This window comes from Streptomyces sp. P9-A2 (genome assembly GCF_036634175.1).
Classification (GTDB): domain Bacteria; phylum Actinomycetota; class Actinomycetes; order Streptomycetales; family Streptomycetaceae; genus Streptomyces; species Streptomyces pratens.
The window spans coordinates 5852249-5867209 of the sequence record NZ_JAZIFX010000001.1; the positions used below are offsets into that span (position 1 = coordinate 5852249).

The following is a 14961-nucleotide window of genomic DNA, read 5'->3' on the forward strand; positions in this document are numbered from 1 at the left end:
CGACGGAACAGGAGTCGCCGGGTGACGAGCACCGACACGCACGACGAGACACAGGACTCGGGACCCAGCGGCTACGCGGCGGCCCGGCTGCGCCTCCTCACCGAGGAGGCGCGGTCCGGGCCGCCGCGCCGTGCCGCCCTCGCCCGGCTCACGGACGACTGGCTCACCGGACTGTTCGCCGCGGGCACCGAACAGCCGCGCGGGGTCTCCCTGATCGCGGTCGGCGGCTACGGGCGCGGCGAACTGTCCCCGCGCAGCGACCTCGACCTGCTCCTGCTGCACGACGGCAGCGATCCCAAGGCCGTCGCCGCCCTCGCCGACCGGCTCTGGTACCCCGTGTGGGACCTGGGCATCGCCCTCGACCACTCCGTACGCACCCTGGCCGAGGCCCGCCGCACCGCCGGCGAGGACCTCAAGGTCCAGCTGGGCCTCCTGGACGCCCGGCACATCGCCGGGGACCTCGGACTCACCACCGCCCTGCGCGCCACCGTCCTGGCCGACTGGCGCAACCAGGCACCCAAACGCCTCCCCGAACTCCAGGAGCTCGGCGCCGAACGCGCCGAACGGCAGGGCGAGCTGCAGTACCTCCTGGAACCCGACCTCAAGGAGGCCCGCGGCGGGCTGCGCGACGCCACCGTGCTGCGCGCCGTCGCCGCCTCCTGGCTCGCCGACGCCCCGCGCGAGGGACTGGCCGACGCCCGCCGCCGGCTCCTCGACGTACGGGACGCGCTGCACCTGACGACCGGCCGTGCCACCGACCGGCTCGCGCTCCAGGAACAGGACCAGGTCGCCGCCGAACTCGGCCTGCTCGACGCCGACACCCTGCTGCGCCAGGTGTACGAGGCCGCCCGGGCCATCGCGTACGCCGGCGACGTCACCTGGCGGGAAGTAGGCCGAGTGCTGCGCTCCCGGGCCGTGCGGCCGCGGCTGCGCGCCCTCATCGGCGGCGGAAAGCACAACGCCGAGCGCTCGCCGCTGGCCGAGGGCGTCGTCGAGCAGGACGGCGAAGCGGTCCTGGCCCGTACCGCCCGCCCCGAACGCGACCCCGTGCTCCCGTTGCGTGCCGCGGCCGCCGCCGCACAGGCGGGACTCCCGCTGTCGCTCCACGCCGTCCGGCGCCTCGCCGCCACCGTGCGCCCACTGTCCACACCCTGGCCCGCCGAGGCCCGCGAACAGCTGGTGACCCTGCTGGGCGCCGGCCGCCCCACCGTCGACGTCTGGGAAGCGCTGGAGGCGGAAGGCCTGATCACACGGCTGCTGCCGGACTGGGAGCGGGTCCGCTGCCGCCCGCAGCGCAACGCCGTGCACCTGTGGACCGTCGACCGGCACCTCATCGAGACGGCGGTCCGCGCCTCCGCCTTCACCCGGCGTGTACACCGCCCCGACCTGCTCCTGGTCGCCGCGCTGCTGCACGACATCGGCAAGGGCCGGCCAGGCGACCACTCCGTGGCCGGCGAGACCATCGTGCGGGACCTGGCCGCGCGGATCGGCTTCGACCGCGCCGACGCGGGCGTCCTCGCCGCCCTCGTACGCCACCACCTGCTGCTCGTCGAGACAGCCACCCGCCGCGACCTCGACGACCCGGCCACGGTGCGCGCGGTCGCCGACGCCGTCGGCACCCAGGGCACCCTGGAGCTGCTGCACGCCCTGACCGAGGCGGACGCACTGGCCACCGGACCGGCCGCCTGGTCGGCCTGGCGCGCCTCACTCGTCACCGACCTGGTCGAACGGGCCTCGGCGGTGCTGGCCGGGGACCCGCTGGAGGAACCCGAGGCCGCCGCGCCCACCACCGAGCAGGAACGGCTCGCCCTCGAGGCGATCGTCACCAAAGGCCCGGTGCTGTCCCTGCGCGCCCGGACCGAACCACCGGCCGAGCCCCGGGGTGAACCACCGGCCGGGCCGGAACCGGCCTCGGCCGACGAGCCGGAACCCCTCGGTGTGGAGCTGCTGATCGCCGTACCCGAGCAGGCGGGCGTGCTCCCCGCGGTCGCCGGTGTGCTTGCCCTGCACCGGCTGACCGTCCGCACCGCCGAGCTGCATACCCTCGAACTGCCGGAGGGCATCGAGGGATCCGTTCTGCTGCTCGACTGGAGGGTCGCCGCCGAGTACGGCTCGCTGCCCCAGGCCGCACGCCTGCGCGCCGACCTCGTCCGTGCCCTGGACGGCACCCTGAACATCGCCGGCCGCCTCGCCGAACGCGACGCCGCCTACCCGCGCCGCCGGGGTGTGGCCCCGCCCCCGGCCCGGGTGACGGTCGCCCCGGCCGCCTCCCGCCTGGCCACGGTGATCGAGGTCCGCGCGCAGGACGCCCCCGGGCTGCTGTTCCGCATCGGGAGGGCACTGGAGGACGCGGGGGTGCGGGTGCGGAGTGCGCATGTGAGCACGCTGGGGGCGAACGCCGTGGACGCTTTCTACGTGACGGGGGAGGAGGGTGTGCGTCTGCCGGGTGACGAGGCGGTGGCCGTGGCCCGGAAGCTGGAGGAGACATTGCGGGCGTGACCTTCCGGGGAGGTCCCGCGTTTACCGGATATCGGCCCCGCTGCTGCGGGGATGATCCAGCGCCCTCGGCGCCGAGGTGCGCAATGCGTGCTCCCCGCCACCGCGGGGCTCCTTTTGTCCCTGTCCGCTCTCCGCGACGGACAGGGACGGTTTGCTTGCGCGGCCGGATACCCTGGAGTGCGACCCGAACTGCTCCCGACTCCAAGGACCGACACCGCCGTGTTCGATACTCTCTCCGACCGCTTGTCAGCCACTTTCAAGTCTCTCCGGGGCAAGGGCAGGCTGTCCGAGGCGGACATCGACGCCACGGCGCGCGAGATCCGTATCGCGCTCCTCGAGGCCGATGTGGCCCTCCCCGTCGTCCGGGCATTCATCAAGAATGTCAAGGACAGGGCTTTGGGGGCCGAGGTCTCCAAGGCGCTCAACCCGGCGCAGCAGTTCATCAAGATCGTCAACGACGAACTGGTGGGCATCCTCGGCGGCGAGACGCGTCGTCTGCGGTTCGCCAAGCAGCCGCCCACCGTGATCATGCTGGCCGGTCTGCAGGGTGCCGGTAAGACCACTCTCGCGGGCAAGCTCGGCCACTGGCTCAAGGGGCAGGGCCACTCGCCGCTCCTGGTCGCCTGTGACCTCCAGCGCCCCAACGCCGTCAACCAGCTCAGCGTCGTCGCCGAGCGCGCCGGCGTGGCGGTCTACGCGCCCGAACCGGGCAACGGCGTGGGCGACCCGGTCAAGGTGGCCAAGGACTCCATCGAGTTCGCCAAGTCCAAGGTCCACGACATCGTCATCGTGGACACCGCCGGCCGCCTGGGCATCGACCAGGAGCTGATGCGGCAGGCCGCGGACATCAGGGACGCCGTCTCGCCCGACGAGATCCTGTTCGTCGTCGACGCGATGATCGGCCAGGACGCCGTCAACACCGCCGAGGCCTTCCGCGACGGCGTCGGCTTCGACGGCGTGGTGCTCTCCAAGCTCGACGGTGACGCCCGCGGTGGTGCGGCCCTGTCGATCGCCTCGGTGACCGGCAAGCCGATCATGTTCGCGTCGAACGGGGAGAAGCTCGACGAGTTCGACGCCTTCCACCCCGACCGGATGGCCTCCCGCATCCTCGACATGGGTGACCTGCTCACCCTGATCGAGCAGGCGGAGAAGACGTTCAGCCAGGACGAGGCCGAGAAGATGGCCTCCAAGCTGGCGTCGAAGAAGGGCCAGGACTTCACCCTGGACGACTTCCTGGCTCAGATGGAGCAGGTCAGGAAGATGGGCAGCATCTCGAAGCTGCTCGGCATGCTGCCCGGCATGGGGCAGATCAAGGACCAGATCAACAACCTCGACGAGCGGGACGTCGACCGCACGGCCGCGATCATCAAGTCGATGACCCCGGCCGAGCGCCAGGACGCGACGATCATCAACGGCTCGCGCCGCGCCCGTATCGCCAAGGGCTCCGGCGTCGAGGTCAGCGCGGTGAAGAACCTCGTCGAGCGCTTCTTCGAGGCCCGCAAGATGATGTCCCGCATGGCCCAGGGCGGCGGCATGCCGGGGATGCCCGGGATGCCGGGCATGGGTGGCGGCCCCGGCCGGACGAAGAAGAAGCAGAAGCAGGCCAAGGGCAAGCAGCGCTCCGGCAACCCGATGAAGCGCAAGCAGCAGGAGGAGGAGGCCATCCAGCGCCGTGCCGCCGCAGCCGAGGGCGGCAACGCCTTCGGGCTGCCGCAGCAGGGCGGCCAGGACTTCGAACTGCCGGACGAGTTCAAGAAGTTCATGGGCTGACCAGGGCCTGTCCGGCGGACCATCCCGCGGACGCGGGGGTCGGCACGCCCTCCCCAAGCTCTTCGAGCGGGGGACCCCAGCGGCGTTGTCGTCGGTCGCCGACTCCCTCCGAGCTCTCGACGAGCTCGAGCAGGGGGTGCCCCATCGCGTCGACGCCCTCCTCCGCCTCGCCGTCGGACGCTCCCCCTGGGTCGAACATGCTCGCGGGGGAGGGGCCTCCACCGCCGTCGCTCGCCCGCGCTGACAAGGCACCGCCCATGCTCCGCGACCTGATCCGCCGGACAGACCCTGATCCGGGGCCAATGGCCTTCCCGCGTCACGGGGGGCACCTCTTCGACAAGGGGTCCCCCCCGTGACGTATGTGCGCGGTGCCCGCGACGGTGTCAGAGTGTCCGCGCGATCAGGTACCGGAACACGTTCGGCATCCACACCGTCCCGTCCTGTCGTTCGTACGGATGCAGTGCCTCGGCGATTTCCTTGTCCACCTGTATCCGGTCCGTCGCCGAGATCGCCGGATCGAACAGTCCCGTCGACAGCAGACCCCGTACGGCGCTGTCCACGCCGGCGTATCCGAAGGGGCAGGCCACCCGTCCCGAGCCGTCCGGCCTGAGGCCCGTCCGCCGGGCGACGTCCTCCAGGTCGTCGCGGTGCGCGGGGCGCCAGGTTCCCGTGCCGCGCAGCGGCTCCGCCAGCCTGGTGGCCACCCGGAGCACGGACGCCGTGGCGCAGCGCTCCGGCGGACCCCAGCCGACGAGCACCACGGCCGCTCCGCGACCGGTGAGCGGAACCGCCTCGGCGAGTTGTTCGCTCAGCCCGTCCGCGTCCCCGGAGAGGCATCCGATGGGTTCGAAGGCGGTCACCACGGTGTACGCGGGGCTGCCCCCGCCGGCCGTTCCCGTACCGGAAGTCGCCGTGTCCGCCGTGCTCCCGCGGGCCATGTCCCCGGGGGAGCCGTCCAGGATCCGGGCGTCCGCGTGCGCGCGTGCGTGCCGCCCGGCGAGCAGCAGCCGCTCGCGCGCGAGGGCCAGCCGGTCCGACGAGGTGTCGACACCGGTCACCGCGGCGCCCCGGGAGGCAGCCATCAGCAGGGCGAGTCCCGAACCGCAGCCGAGGCCGAGCAGCCGCGTCCCGGACCCCACGTCCAATCGCCGGTAGACGGCCTCGTAGAGCGGTACGAGCATCCTCTCCTGGATCTCGGACCAGTCACGCGCACGTGCCCGCCGGTCCACGCGAGGGCCGTGGCCGGTGCGAGGAAGGTGCTGCCGCACGAGCGTAGGTGTCATAGGTAAGCGCCCCAATCAGCCGAGAGTCGCCGCGCCGCCCGATCGCCTCGCCCCCGCGCGGCGCGCTCGCACTACCCCCGTCATGCCAGGAAACTCCGCCCTCGACCCGGCGTCCAGTGGAGCGGGGCGATGGCTTGGGAGTTGCTCGTGCCAGTGGCAAGAATTCACATTCCGGTAATCCGGGGGAGATCGGATGGTTCAGGCCAAGGTCCACAAACCGGTGATCGCGGACAGGCCCGGGCGGGCGACGGGAGCGGAGGGCGGGAGCTGGGGCGGGCCGGTGCCGGGTGTCGGCGGCGGACGGGGTAACGTCGTGACCGCGGTACGCGCCCGCGGAGCCGGGGCCGGTCCGGGTCGCTCCGTCGAGAGAGCGGCCGAAACGCCCCTTGCGCATCCCCGGGTCACGGGAACACCGGCGCGCGGACACCGCGTACGCGCCGGGCCGGGGGTCCGTGTACGTCAGCCTACGCACCACCTTGAGGTGAGCTGTGAGGCTTCTCCGCAGATCAGCGCACCCGCCCTCGTCGAGACGCATGAGCAGATACTGACGGGTAAGGGCAAAATATTTGGGATGCCCCGGAATCGGAACACAGAGGCACCCCGGCTCGTTGTCATTACGTGAGCACGACACAGACACCACCTGTACTCGCCGCAGAACTGGCGCAGGCGTGGGCCGATATTCAGCGGCACCACCCCGAGTTGCCCGATCTTGCCGCGCCCGAGTCCCTGATCGGGGAGTCGTCGTCCGCGTGCGGTCACGAGCTCTCCTTCGAGCGACTGCTGCACGAGGCAGTCCATGGCATCGCCGCCGCACGCGGCGTACGCGACACTTCCCGCGCCGGCCGCTACCACAACCGCAGATTCCTCGCGATCGCCGAGGAGATGGGCCTGGACCACCCCGACGAGCCGCATCCCAGCAGCGGCTTCTCGCTGGTCTCCCTCACTCCGGAGGCGAAGCGACGCTACCGTCCGACGATCGAGCACCTCCAGCGCGCCCTGAAGGCGCACTCCGCCGCGACCGCGGGTGACACCGCCCGCAGTTTCCGCGGTCCGGCGGCGCGTCATGGCTCGTCCGGAGGCGGTGTGCGGGTCAAGGCCGTCTGCGACTGCGGCCGCAACGTGCGGGTCGTCCCGTCGGTCCTGGCGCAGGCTCCCATCGTCTGCGGCGGCTGCGGCAAGCCGTTCCGGATTCCCGAGGGGGTGACCGCGGCCGCGAGCTGACAGCAATCCGGCATCTCGTGGGTGCCGGACGCACGTCAGGCGCGCGGATGCCGTCCGCGCATCCGTGCCGGTCGTGCCGCCCCGCCGGTACCCGGCACGGTCGGCACGGTCCCCGTCGTGCCGGGTGCGCCGGGTGCCGGCGAGGCGTGCCCCGGTGTGGCCTGCCGCACCCCCGCGGTCCCCGGCGCCCCGCGGGGTGTGGCAGAATGGCCAGCTGTACTCGACGGCCGTAAAGGAACCCTCTCTCCTCCGGCTGACGCGTCCATCGGGCACTCGGGTACCGCAACCCCACGCGGCCGTCCGCCGTGCCCAATCACGTCAAAAACCAGGAGAACCCACTCCCGTGGCAGTCAAGATCAAGCTGAAGCGTCTGGGCAAGATCCGTTCGCCTCACTACCGCATCGTCGTCGCCGACTCCCGTACCCGCCGTGACGGCCGGGCCATCGAGGAGATCGGCAAGTACCACCCGACGTACAACCCGTCGGTGATGGAGGTCGACGGCGAGCGCGTGGCGTACTGGCTCGGCGTCGGCGCCCAGCCGACCGAGGCCGTGCTCGCCATCCTGAAGAAGACCGGCGACTGGCAGAAGTTCAAGGGCGAGCCCGCCCCGGCTCCGCTGCTCCAGCAGGCCGAGAAGGCCGGCCGCCCGCTGTTCGAGGCGCTCGGTGGCGAGGACGAGGGCAAGGGTGAGGCCATCACCCAGAAGAAGAAGACTGAGAAGAAGGACGAGGCCCCGGCCGAGTCCGCGTCGACCGAGGCCTGAGCATGCTCGAGGAGGCTCTCGAGCACCTCGTGAAGGGCATCGTCGACCATCCCGACGATGTGCAGGTCGCCTCGCGCGACCTGCGTCGCGGGCGTGTGCTCGAGGTCCGGGTCCACCCGGACGACCTCGGCAAGGTGATCGGCCGCAACGGCCGCACCGCACGCGCCCTGCGCACCGTCGTGGGCGCCATCGGCGGCCGCGGTGTCCGTGTCGACCTCGTCGACGTGGACCACGTCCGCTGACGCTCAGCGCAACCGGCTCGGGCCGGGGAGGGCCTCAGGGCCGTCCCCGGCCCGTCGTCGTACGACAGGAGATCGAAACACAGTGCAGCTGGTAGTCGCTCGCATCGGCCGTGCCCACGGCATCAAGGGCGAGGTCACCGTGGAGGTCCGCACCGACGAGCCGGAGCTGAGACTCGGGCCCGGTGCCGTTCTGGCCACCGACCCCGCCTCCGCCGGACCGCTCACCATCGAGACCGGCCGGGTGCACAGCGGCCGCCTCCTGCTGCGCTTCGAGGGCGTCCGTGACCGCACCGGCGCCGAGGCGCTGCGCAACACCCTCCTCATCGCCGAGATCGACCCGGACGAGCAGCCCGAGGACGAGGACGAGTACTACGACCACCAGCTGATCGACCTCGACGTCGTGACCCGGGACGGGCAGCCGGTGGGCCGGATCACCGAGATCGCCCACCTGCCGACGCAGGACCTCTTCGTGGTGGAGCGCCCCGACGGCGGCGAGGTGCTCGTGCCGTTCGTGGAGCAGATCGTCACCGAGATCGACCTCGAGGAACAGCGTGCGGTCATCGACCCGCCGCCGGGCCTCATCGACGACCGGTCCGCCCGCGACGAAGCCGCTGACGAAGACGGCGCCGCCACACGGGACGAGGACGCCGCCACGCGGGACGAGGACGCCGCCACGCGGGACGAGGACGCCGCCACGCGGGACGAGGACGCCGCCACGCGGGACGAGGACGCCGCCACGCGGGACGAGGCCTGATGCGGCTCGACGTCGTCACCATCTTTCCCGAGTACCTCGAGCCGCTGAACGTCTCCCTCGTCGGCAAGGCGCGCGCGCGTGGACAACTGGACGTCCAGGTGCACGACCTCCGCTCCTGGACCCATGACCGGCACAACACCGTCGACGACACCCCGTACGGCGGCGGTCCCGGCATGGTCATGAAGACCGAGCCGTGGGGCGAGGCGCTCGACGAGATCCTGGCGGACGGCTACGAGGCCGGCGCACACGCGCCCGCCCTGATCGTCCCCACCCCCAGCGGCCGGCCCTTCACCCAGGAACTCGCCGTCCACCTCTCCGAACGCCCCTGGCTGATCTTCACCCCGGCCCGCTACGAGGGCATCGACCGGCGCGTCGTCGACGAGTACGCGACCCGCGTGCCGGTGTACGAAGTGTCCATCGGCGACTACGTCCTGGCCGGCGGAGAGGCGGCCGTCCTCGTCGTCACCGAGGCCGTGGCCCGGCTGCTGCCCGGCGTCCTGGGCAACGCCGAGTCCCACCGGGACGACTCCTTCGCCCCGGGCGCCATGGCCAACCTCCTGGAAGGACCGGTACACACCAAGCCGCCCGTCTGGCGCGACCGGGGGATTCCCGAGGTGCTGCTCAGCGGCCACCACGGGAAGATCGCCCGCTGGCGGCGCGACGAGGCGCTGAGACGCACCACGGCCAACCGGCCCGACCTCATCGAGCGCTGTGAGCCCAAGGCCTTCGACAAGAAGGACCGCGAAATGCTCTCCATCCTGGGCTGGGAGCCGGACCCGGCCGGGGAACCGTACGGCCGATTTTGGCGCAGCACCGGCGGCGTGGAAGAATAGGCCGCTGTTGTGCGTCGTCCGGCGTGCGCCCCTGCCGCAGGGGGACACGACGCCCGTCCCGGACCGCACACCCCGATCCGAACCCCTATTGCCGTTGATGACCTGCGGCATCAGCGAAGAAAGCAGACGAAATGTCTCACCTGCTCGACTCCGTCGACTCCGCGTCGCTGCGCAGCGACCTCCCGAACTTCCGTCCCGGTGACACCGTCAACGTCCACGTGCGCGTCATCGAGGGCACCCGCTCCCGTGTGCAGCAGTTCAAGGGCGTGGTGGTCCGCCGCCAGGGTGCCGGCGTGCGCGAGACCTTCACGGTCCGCAAGGTCTCCTTCTCCGTCGGCGTCGAGCGCACCTTCCCGGTGCACACCCCGATCGTCGAGAAGATCGAGCTCGTCACCAAGGGCGACGTCCGCCGCGCCAAGCTGTACTACCTGCGTGAGCTGCGCGGCAAGGCGGCGAAGATCAAGGAGAAGCGCGAGAACTGAGCGCTTCCCGGGGCCGGATAGCATCTGGCCTCGATGGACACCGAAGCACAGTCGACGGAGCGCGACCGCTCCCCCCACCCGGCCGGACCCGAGGACACCTCGGGGGCCCCGGGCCCGGAGGGACGGTCGCGTTCCGCGTTGGCAGGGCACCTCGTGGGACGGCTCCCCGGGGGGCGGATCACCGTGGCCCTGCTCCTCGTGCTGCTGCTCCTGTCGGCGCTCAGCACCTTCGTGGCCCGGCCGTTCCAGATCCCCAGCGGATCGATGGAGCCCGCGTTGAGGGCCGGGGACCGTGTTCTCGTACTCAAGTTGGCATACCGTTTCGGTGCCGGACCGCAGCGCGGCGACGTGGTCGTGTTCGACGGCACCGAGTATTTCGGGGACGCCGACTACATCAAGCGCGTTGTCGGTGTGGGCGGGGACCACGTGGTCTGTTGCGACAAGGAGGGAAGGATCCGGGTGAACGACCGGACGGTCGACGAGTCGGGTTTCCTGTTCCCAGGCGAGAGCGCCTCCACGGTGCCCTTCGACGTCGTGGTCCCCGAGAGGCGCCTGTTCGTGCTCGGCGACCACCGCGGCTCCTCCAGCGACTCCCGTGACCGTCTCGGTTCGCCCGGCGGCGGCATGATCCCGGTGAGCAGGGTGATCGGCCGCGCCGACTGGATCGTCTCGCCCTTCGGCCGTGCCACCCGGCTGCACCGCCCCGACGCCTACGCGCGCGTGCCGGCTCCGGTGCCGGCCGCCCGGGTGGACGCGGCGCGCCCGGGGGAGGGAACCCATGGGTAACCGCGGCAAACCCCGCGGCGTTCCGGCGAGCGCCGCGGACAACCTGCTGCCCACCGGTGCGCGCCGCGCGGTGAGCGCGTCGAGCGGACGCGGCCGGGTCGACCGGCGCAAACTCCAGCAGAAGGTCAAACGGCGCCGCCGGCGCGGTGCGGTCAAGGAGATACCGCTGCTCATCGGGGTCGCCGTCCTGATAGCGCTGGTGCTGAAGACGTTCCTCGTCCAGGCCTTCGTCATCCCGTCCGGGTCCATGGAGCAGACGATCCAGGTCGGCGACCGTGTCCTGGTGGACAAGCTGACCCCGTGGTTCGGCTCCAAGCCGCAGCGTGGGGACGTCGTCGTGTTCAAGGACCCCGGCGGCTGGCTGCAGGACGAGCAGCCCACCCCCCAGAAGGAGGACCCGGTCGGCATCAAGCAGGTCAAGGCCGGGCTCACCTTCATCGGCCTGCTGCCCTCGGAGAACGAGAAGGACCTCATCAAGCGGGTCGTGGGGGTCGGCGGCGACCAGGTCCAGTGCTGCGACACGCAGGGACGGGTCACCGTCAACGGAGTGCCCCTGGAGGAAAGTGACTACCTCTTCCCGGGAAACGCCCCGTCCACGGCGCCGTTCGACGTCACCGTGCCCCAGGGACGCCTGTGGGTGATGGGCGATCACCGGTCCAACTCCGCCGACTCCCGTGCCCACCAGGACACCGACTACGGCGGCACCGTCTCCGAGGAGGAGGTGGTGGGCCGGGCCATGGTCATTGCCTGGCCGTTCGGTCACTGGAACATGCTGGACGAACCGACAACCTACGCGTCCGTGTCGGACTCGGCGCCGGGGTCGACCGCTGCCGCCCAGCTGTCGCATAGGGTTGCCCCGGATGATTCGAACGGAATGATTCAGCTCCCGAGCCCTGCGGAACTCCCGCTCGTTATGGGAGTGGTGGGCCTGCGCCGCGCATGGGGCAGGCGGCGGCACAGAGTGAGGAGCTGGCGTGGGGGATGTGGCGGTTGGCGCACGGTCCGGAGCCGACGGCGAGGAGCAGCGCGGGCGTCCCGCGGGGCCCTACGTCCCGGTCGAGGACGGCGCCGCGACCTCCGGGAGTGACTCCCCGGCGGCAGGAGAGGGAAGAGTGACGGACGACCGGCCGGAAAGGGACGACCGGGGGCCGGACGAGCCGCCCCGCGAGCAGAAGAAACCACGCTCCTTCTGGAAGGAGCTGCCCATCCTGGTCGGTATCGCGCTGGTCCTGGCGCTCCTGATCAAGACGTTTCTGCTGCAGGCGTTCTCCATCCCGTCGGACTCGATGCAGAACACCCTGCAGCAGGGCGACCGTGTCCTGGTCGACAAGCTCACCCCCTGGTTCGGTTCCGAGCCCGAGCGCGGCGAGGTCGTGGTCTTCCACGACCCCGACAACTGGCTGGCGGGCGAGCCCACGCCCGATCCCAACGCGTTCCAGACGTTCCTCAGCTGGATCGGTCTGATGCCGTCGGCGGAGGAGAAGGACCTGATCAAGCGGGTCATCGGAGTCGGCGGCGACGTCGTCGAGTGCAAGGGCACCGGCCCGCTGACGGTCAACGGCGTCGCCCTGAACGAGGCGGACTACGTCTACCCGGGCAACACTCCGTGCAGCCAGGACGACCAGGGCGGCCAGTTCAAGGTCGAGGTCCCCGACGGCAAGATCTGGGTCATGGGCGACCACCGGCAGAACTCCCGGGACTCCCGCTACAACCGGGCCGACAAGAACAACGGCATGGTCCCGGTGAGTGAGGTCGTCGGCCGTGCCGTCGTCATCGCCTGGCCGGTCGGCCGCTGGGACATGCTCGAGGTCCCGGACGTCTTCGACCAGCCGGCGCTGAGCGCTCCGGCACCGGCCTCCGCGGCGCCGACGGTGGCACCCCAGGGGGTCGCGCTCGTGGGCGCGGTACCGCTGGTGCTGTGGCGGCGCAGGTGGGACCGCCGGCGCGAGGGCGGGCCCAGGACCTGAGCCTGCGGGCGGGCCCAGGGCCCCGGTCCGCGGGCGGACGCCGAGCCGGCTGCCCGAAGGAGGGGCTGACCCGGTCCGGTACTGCCGGGTAGGGTGCCGCCCATGACTGGTCGGAGCACGACACGTACGGCTTCGCGGGGCGCCGGCACGGGCCGGGGACCGGCGGGCAGCCGGACCGGGCAGCGACTGTCCTCACTGGCCGTGGCGCTGGGCCTGGCGCTGTTCCTCGGCGGGTTCGTCTGGGGAGCGCTGGTGTACCTGCCGTACACCGTGCCCACCCCCTCGATGGCGCCGACGATCGGGGCCGGCGACCGGGTGCTGGCCCAGCGCGTCGACGGCGGCGACGTCCGCCGCGGTGACGTCGTGGTCTTCGAGGACGCCGACTGGGCGGACGTACCGATCGTCAAGCGGGTGGTCGCCGTCGGCGGGGACACCGTCTCCACCGGGCAGGACGGCACGCTGAAGGTCAACGCCACGGAGATCGACGAGCCGTATCTCTCCGAGGACGAGGCGACCGGGCTGAGCGCCTTCCCGGAGGTGACCGTGCCGAAGGGACGCCTGTTCCTTCTCGGTGACGAGCGAAGCGGCTCCCTGGACTCGGCCTCCCATCTCACCGACGCCGCGAACGGCACCGTCTCCCGCGAGGCGGTCGAGGCCCGGGTCGACGCGGTGGTCTGGCCGATGGACGGCATGCTGAAGACCCCGACAGGCTTCGAGGAGCTCGGAGACCTCTCCGCGCCGGGGCCACTGCCGACGGTCGTCGCCATGGCCATCGGCGGGGCCGTGCTGATCCTCGGCGGGGCCGCGTACGGCCCGCTCGCCCAGCGGGCGGACGCCTCCCGGGCCCGTCGTGCGGACGCGGAAGCGAGGGCGGGCGGTGTCTGCTGAGATGCCCCACGCCACCGGCGATTCCTACGAGGCTGAAGGCGAGGGCGAGGGCGAGGGCAGGAGCGGAGGCGGAGGCGGGCTGCGCAGGGTCGCCCGCGTCGTCCTGCTGGATCCGAGGGACCGCATCCTGCTGCTGCACGGCCATGAGCCGGACGACCCCGCCGACGACTGGTGGTTCACACCCGGCGGTGGCGTGGAGGGCGACGAGACCCGTGAACAGGCGGCGCTGCGGGAGCTCGCGGAGGAGACCGGCATCACGGAGGTGGAGCTGGGGCCCGTGCTGTGGCGGCGGACGTGCTCCTTTCCGTTCGCGGGCCGCCGCTGGGACCAGGACGAGTGGTACTACCTCGCCCGCACCACGAGGACGGCCACCGGAGCCACGGCACTGACCGAGCTGGAGCGGCGCAGCGTCATCGGATCACGCTGGTGGACATGCCCGGAACTGGCTCGGACCCATGAGACGGTGTATCCGATGAGACTCGCCGGGCTGCTGCGCACCCTGCTCGACGAGGGCGCCCCGGCCGGACCCGTGATCCTGGACACCGAGATCGTCTAGCCGCAGGCCCCGGGGGCCGTCCGGCGGATCGGCCCGGTTCGGGGACGGCGGCCCCCGGGGCTGGCGCACAATGGTGGGATCGCACGGGTGAAGGGGAACATGCCATGAGCGCCGAGGACCTCGAGAAGTACGAGACCGAGATGGAGCTGAAGCTCTACCGGGAGTACCGCGACGTCGTCGGTCTGTTCAAATACGTGATCGAGACCGAGCGCCGCTTCTATCTGACCAACGACTACGAGATGCAGGTGCACTCGGTCCAGGGTGAGGTGTTCTTCGAGGTGTCCATGGCGGATGCCTGGGTCTGGGACATGTATCGGCCGGCCAGGTTCGTGAAGCAGGTGCGTGTCCTGACATTCAAGGACGTGAACATCGAGGAACTCAACAAGAGCGATCTGGAGCTTCCGAGCGGGTGATCCGAGGGCCTGGCGGGGGCATGGGCCGCCCCGGCGGGTGACGGAGTTTTCCACAACCGCCGGGTTGTCCACCAAGATCCACTCCGGACGGCCGGCCGCGTGACGGTTGGTGCCGGAGGTGGTGCCGACATGAATCCCCGACAGCAGGCACGCAACGCACTCGGCAGGTACGGCGAGGCGCTGGCCGCGCGGCGGCTGGAGCAGGCCGGAATGACGGTCCTGGAGCGCAACTGGCGCTGCGGCAGGACCGGCGAGATCGACATCGTGGCCAGGGACGGCGACGTCCTCGTCGTCTGCGAGGTGAAGACCCGCAGGGCCGCGTCCTTCCAGCACCCCATGGAGGCGATCACCCCCGCCAAGGCGGACCGCCTGCGGGACCTGGCGCAACGCCGGCTCCAGGAGCGCGGAGGAGCACCGCCCGGGGGCGTCCGCATCGACCTGGTCGGCGTCCTGCTGCCGAAGCGTGGCGGGCCCCGGGTGGAGCATGTCCGGGGGGTGGCCTGA

Annotated in this window: 17 protein-coding genes; 15 read left to right on the forward strand and 2 right to left on the reverse strand. The window is 71.5% G+C overall.

The genetic code is table 11. The features are described from left to right. The first annotated feature begins 21 nt into the window (after positions 1-21). Together V4Y04_RS26675 and ffh are read left to right on the forward strand one after the other, a co-directional pair. Positions 22-2499 carry a [protein-PII] uridylyltransferase gene (locus V4Y04_RS26675; protein ID WP_332430864.1) on the forward strand — a complete coding sequence of 826 codons (2478 nt, stop codon included), beginning with the start codon at positions 22-24 and terminating at the stop codon, positions 2497-2499. 219 nt (positions 2500-2718) lie between these two features. Next, positions 2719-4269, forward strand: a complete 1551-nt coding sequence (gene ffh / locus V4Y04_RS26680) for a signal recognition particle protein (RefSeq protein ID WP_332430866.1) — start codon at positions 2719-2721, stop codon at positions 4267-4269. Here the strand turns inward: ffh and V4Y04_RS26685 are convergent. Then, the gene (locus tag V4Y04_RS26685; protein WP_332430867.1) at positions 4259-4468 is read right to left on the reverse strand and encodes a hypothetical protein; all 210 of its coding nucleotides are present in this window, start codon (positions 4466-4468) and stop codon (positions 4259-4261) included. The two genes, ffh and V4Y04_RS26685, sit on opposite strands and share 11 nt — an antisense overlap. A 184-nt stretch (positions 4469-4652) precedes the next feature. Beyond that, positions 4653-5552, reverse strand: a complete 900-nt coding sequence (locus tag V4Y04_RS26690) for a methyltransferase domain-containing protein (RefSeq protein ID WP_332430869.1) — start codon at positions 5550-5552, stop codon at positions 4653-4655. Between the two features lie 618 nt (positions 5553-6170). On the opposite strand from V4Y04_RS26690, the gene V4Y04_RS26695 reads away from it, so the two are divergent. The 13 genes from V4Y04_RS26695 to V4Y04_RS26755 all read left to right on the forward strand — a co-directional run bounded on the left by V4Y04_RS26695 (position 6171) and on the right by V4Y04_RS26755 (position 14961). Next, positions 6171-6773, forward strand: coding sequence for a hypothetical protein (locus V4Y04_RS26695; protein ID WP_332430870.1), 603 nt, complete (start codon positions 6171-6173; stop codon positions 6771-6773). 343 nt (positions 6774-7116) lie between these two features. Then, a complete protein-coding gene (gene rpsP, locus V4Y04_RS26700) occupies positions 7117-7536 on the forward strand; it encodes a 30S ribosomal protein S16 (RefSeq protein ID WP_332430871.1) in 420 nt (139 codons plus the stop codon). A 2-nt stretch (positions 7537-7538) separates the two neighbouring features. After that, complete coding sequence (locus tag V4Y04_RS26705) at positions 7539-7778, forward strand: RNA-binding protein (RefSeq protein ID WP_055597159.1); 240 nt, start codon at positions 7539-7541, stop codon at positions 7776-7778. Between the two features lie 82 nt (positions 7779-7860). Beyond that, a complete protein-coding gene (rimM, locus tag V4Y04_RS26710) occupies positions 7861-8532 on the forward strand; it encodes a ribosome maturation factor RimM (RefSeq protein WP_332430872.1) in 672 nt (223 codons plus the stop codon). Next, positions 8532-9365, forward strand: a complete 834-nt coding sequence (trmD, locus tag V4Y04_RS26715; protein ID WP_332430873.1) for a tRNA (guanosine(37)-N1)-methyltransferase TrmD — start codon at positions 8532-8534, stop codon at positions 9363-9365. The genes rimM and trmD overlap by 1 nt, the downstream gene beginning before the upstream one ends. Before the next feature lie 131 nt (positions 9366-9496). Further along, a complete protein-coding gene (rplS, locus tag V4Y04_RS26720) occupies positions 9497-9847 on the forward strand; it encodes a 50S ribosomal protein L19 (protein WP_332430874.1) in 351 nt (116 codons plus the stop codon). Between the two features lie 33 nt (positions 9848-9880). Next, a complete protein-coding gene (gene lepB, locus V4Y04_RS26725) occupies positions 9881-10633 on the forward strand; it encodes a signal peptidase I (RefSeq protein WP_332430875.1) in 753 nt (250 codons plus the stop codon). After that, on the forward strand, positions 10626-11720 hold the full coding sequence (gene lepB / locus V4Y04_RS26730; protein WP_332430876.1) for a signal peptidase I: 1095 nt from the start codon (positions 10626-10628) through the stop codon (positions 11718-11720). The genes lepB (V4Y04_RS26725) and lepB (V4Y04_RS26730) overlap by 8 nt, the downstream gene beginning before the upstream one ends. Next, entirely contained in the window at positions 11608-12600 is a 993-nt protein-coding gene (gene lepB, locus V4Y04_RS26735; protein ID WP_332430878.1) for a signal peptidase I, read from the forward strand. The genes lepB (V4Y04_RS26730) and lepB (V4Y04_RS26735) overlap by 113 nt, the downstream gene beginning before the upstream one ends. Before the next feature lie 102 nt (positions 12601-12702). Further along, positions 12703-13488 carry a signal peptidase I gene (gene lepB / locus V4Y04_RS26740; RefSeq protein ID WP_332430879.1) on the forward strand — a complete coding sequence of 262 codons (786 nt, stop codon included), beginning with the start codon at positions 12703-12705 and terminating at the stop codon, positions 13486-13488. Next, positions 13478-14044: an NUDIX hydrolase gene (locus tag V4Y04_RS26745; RefSeq protein ID WP_332430880.1), complete on the forward strand. Its 567-nt coding sequence runs from the start codon at positions 13478-13480 to the stop codon at positions 14042-14044. Before lepB (V4Y04_RS26740) ends, V4Y04_RS26745 begins: the two co-directional genes overlap by 11 nt. 104 nt (positions 14045-14148) lie before the next feature. Next, entirely contained in the window at positions 14149-14457 is a 309-nt protein-coding gene (locus V4Y04_RS26750; RefSeq protein ID WP_003993268.1) for a DUF2469 domain-containing protein, read from the forward strand. A gap of 99 nt (positions 14458-14556) precedes the next feature. Next, positions 14557-14961, forward strand: coding sequence for a YraN family protein (locus V4Y04_RS26755; RefSeq protein WP_332430881.1), 405 nt, complete (start codon positions 14557-14559; stop codon positions 14959-14961).

What these genes read in the sequence shown, in the direction of transcription:
- V4Y04_RS26685 (WP_332430867.1), bottom strand. Translation starts at nt 4,468, where the DNA reads ATGTTCGACCCAGGGGGAGCGTCCGACGGCGAGGCGGAGGAGGGCGTC.
- V4Y04_RS26690 (WP_332430869.1), bottom strand. Translation starts at nt 5,552, where the DNA reads ATGACACCTACGCTCGTGCGGCAGCACCTTCCTCGCACCGGCCACGGC.
- V4Y04_RS26705 (WP_055597159.1), top strand. Translation starts at nt 7,539, where the DNA reads ATGCTCGAGGAGGCTCTCGAGCACCTCGTGAAGGGCATCGTCGACCAT.
- trmD (WP_332430873.1), top strand. Translation starts at nt 8,532, where the DNA reads ATGCGGCTCGACGTCGTCACCATCTTTCCCGAGTACCTCGAGCCGCTG.
- rplS (WP_332430874.1), top strand. Translation starts at nt 9,497, where the DNA reads ATGTCTCACCTGCTCGACTCCGTCGACTCCGCGTCGCTGCGCAGCGAC.
- lepB (WP_332430875.1), top strand. Translation starts at nt 9,881, where the DNA reads ATGGACACCGAAGCACAGTCGACGGAGCGCGACCGCTCCCCCCACCCG.
- lepB (WP_332430876.1), top strand. Translation starts at nt 10,626, where the DNA reads ATGGGTAACCGCGGCAAACCCCGCGGCGTTCCGGCGAGCGCCGCGGAC.
- lepB (WP_332430879.1), top strand. Translation starts at nt 12,703, where the DNA reads ATGACTGGTCGGAGCACGACACGTACGGCTTCGCGGGGCGCCGGCACG.
- V4Y04_RS26750 (WP_003993268.1), top strand. Translation starts at nt 14,149, where the DNA reads ATGAGCGCCGAGGACCTCGAGAAGTACGAGACCGAGATGGAGCTGAAG.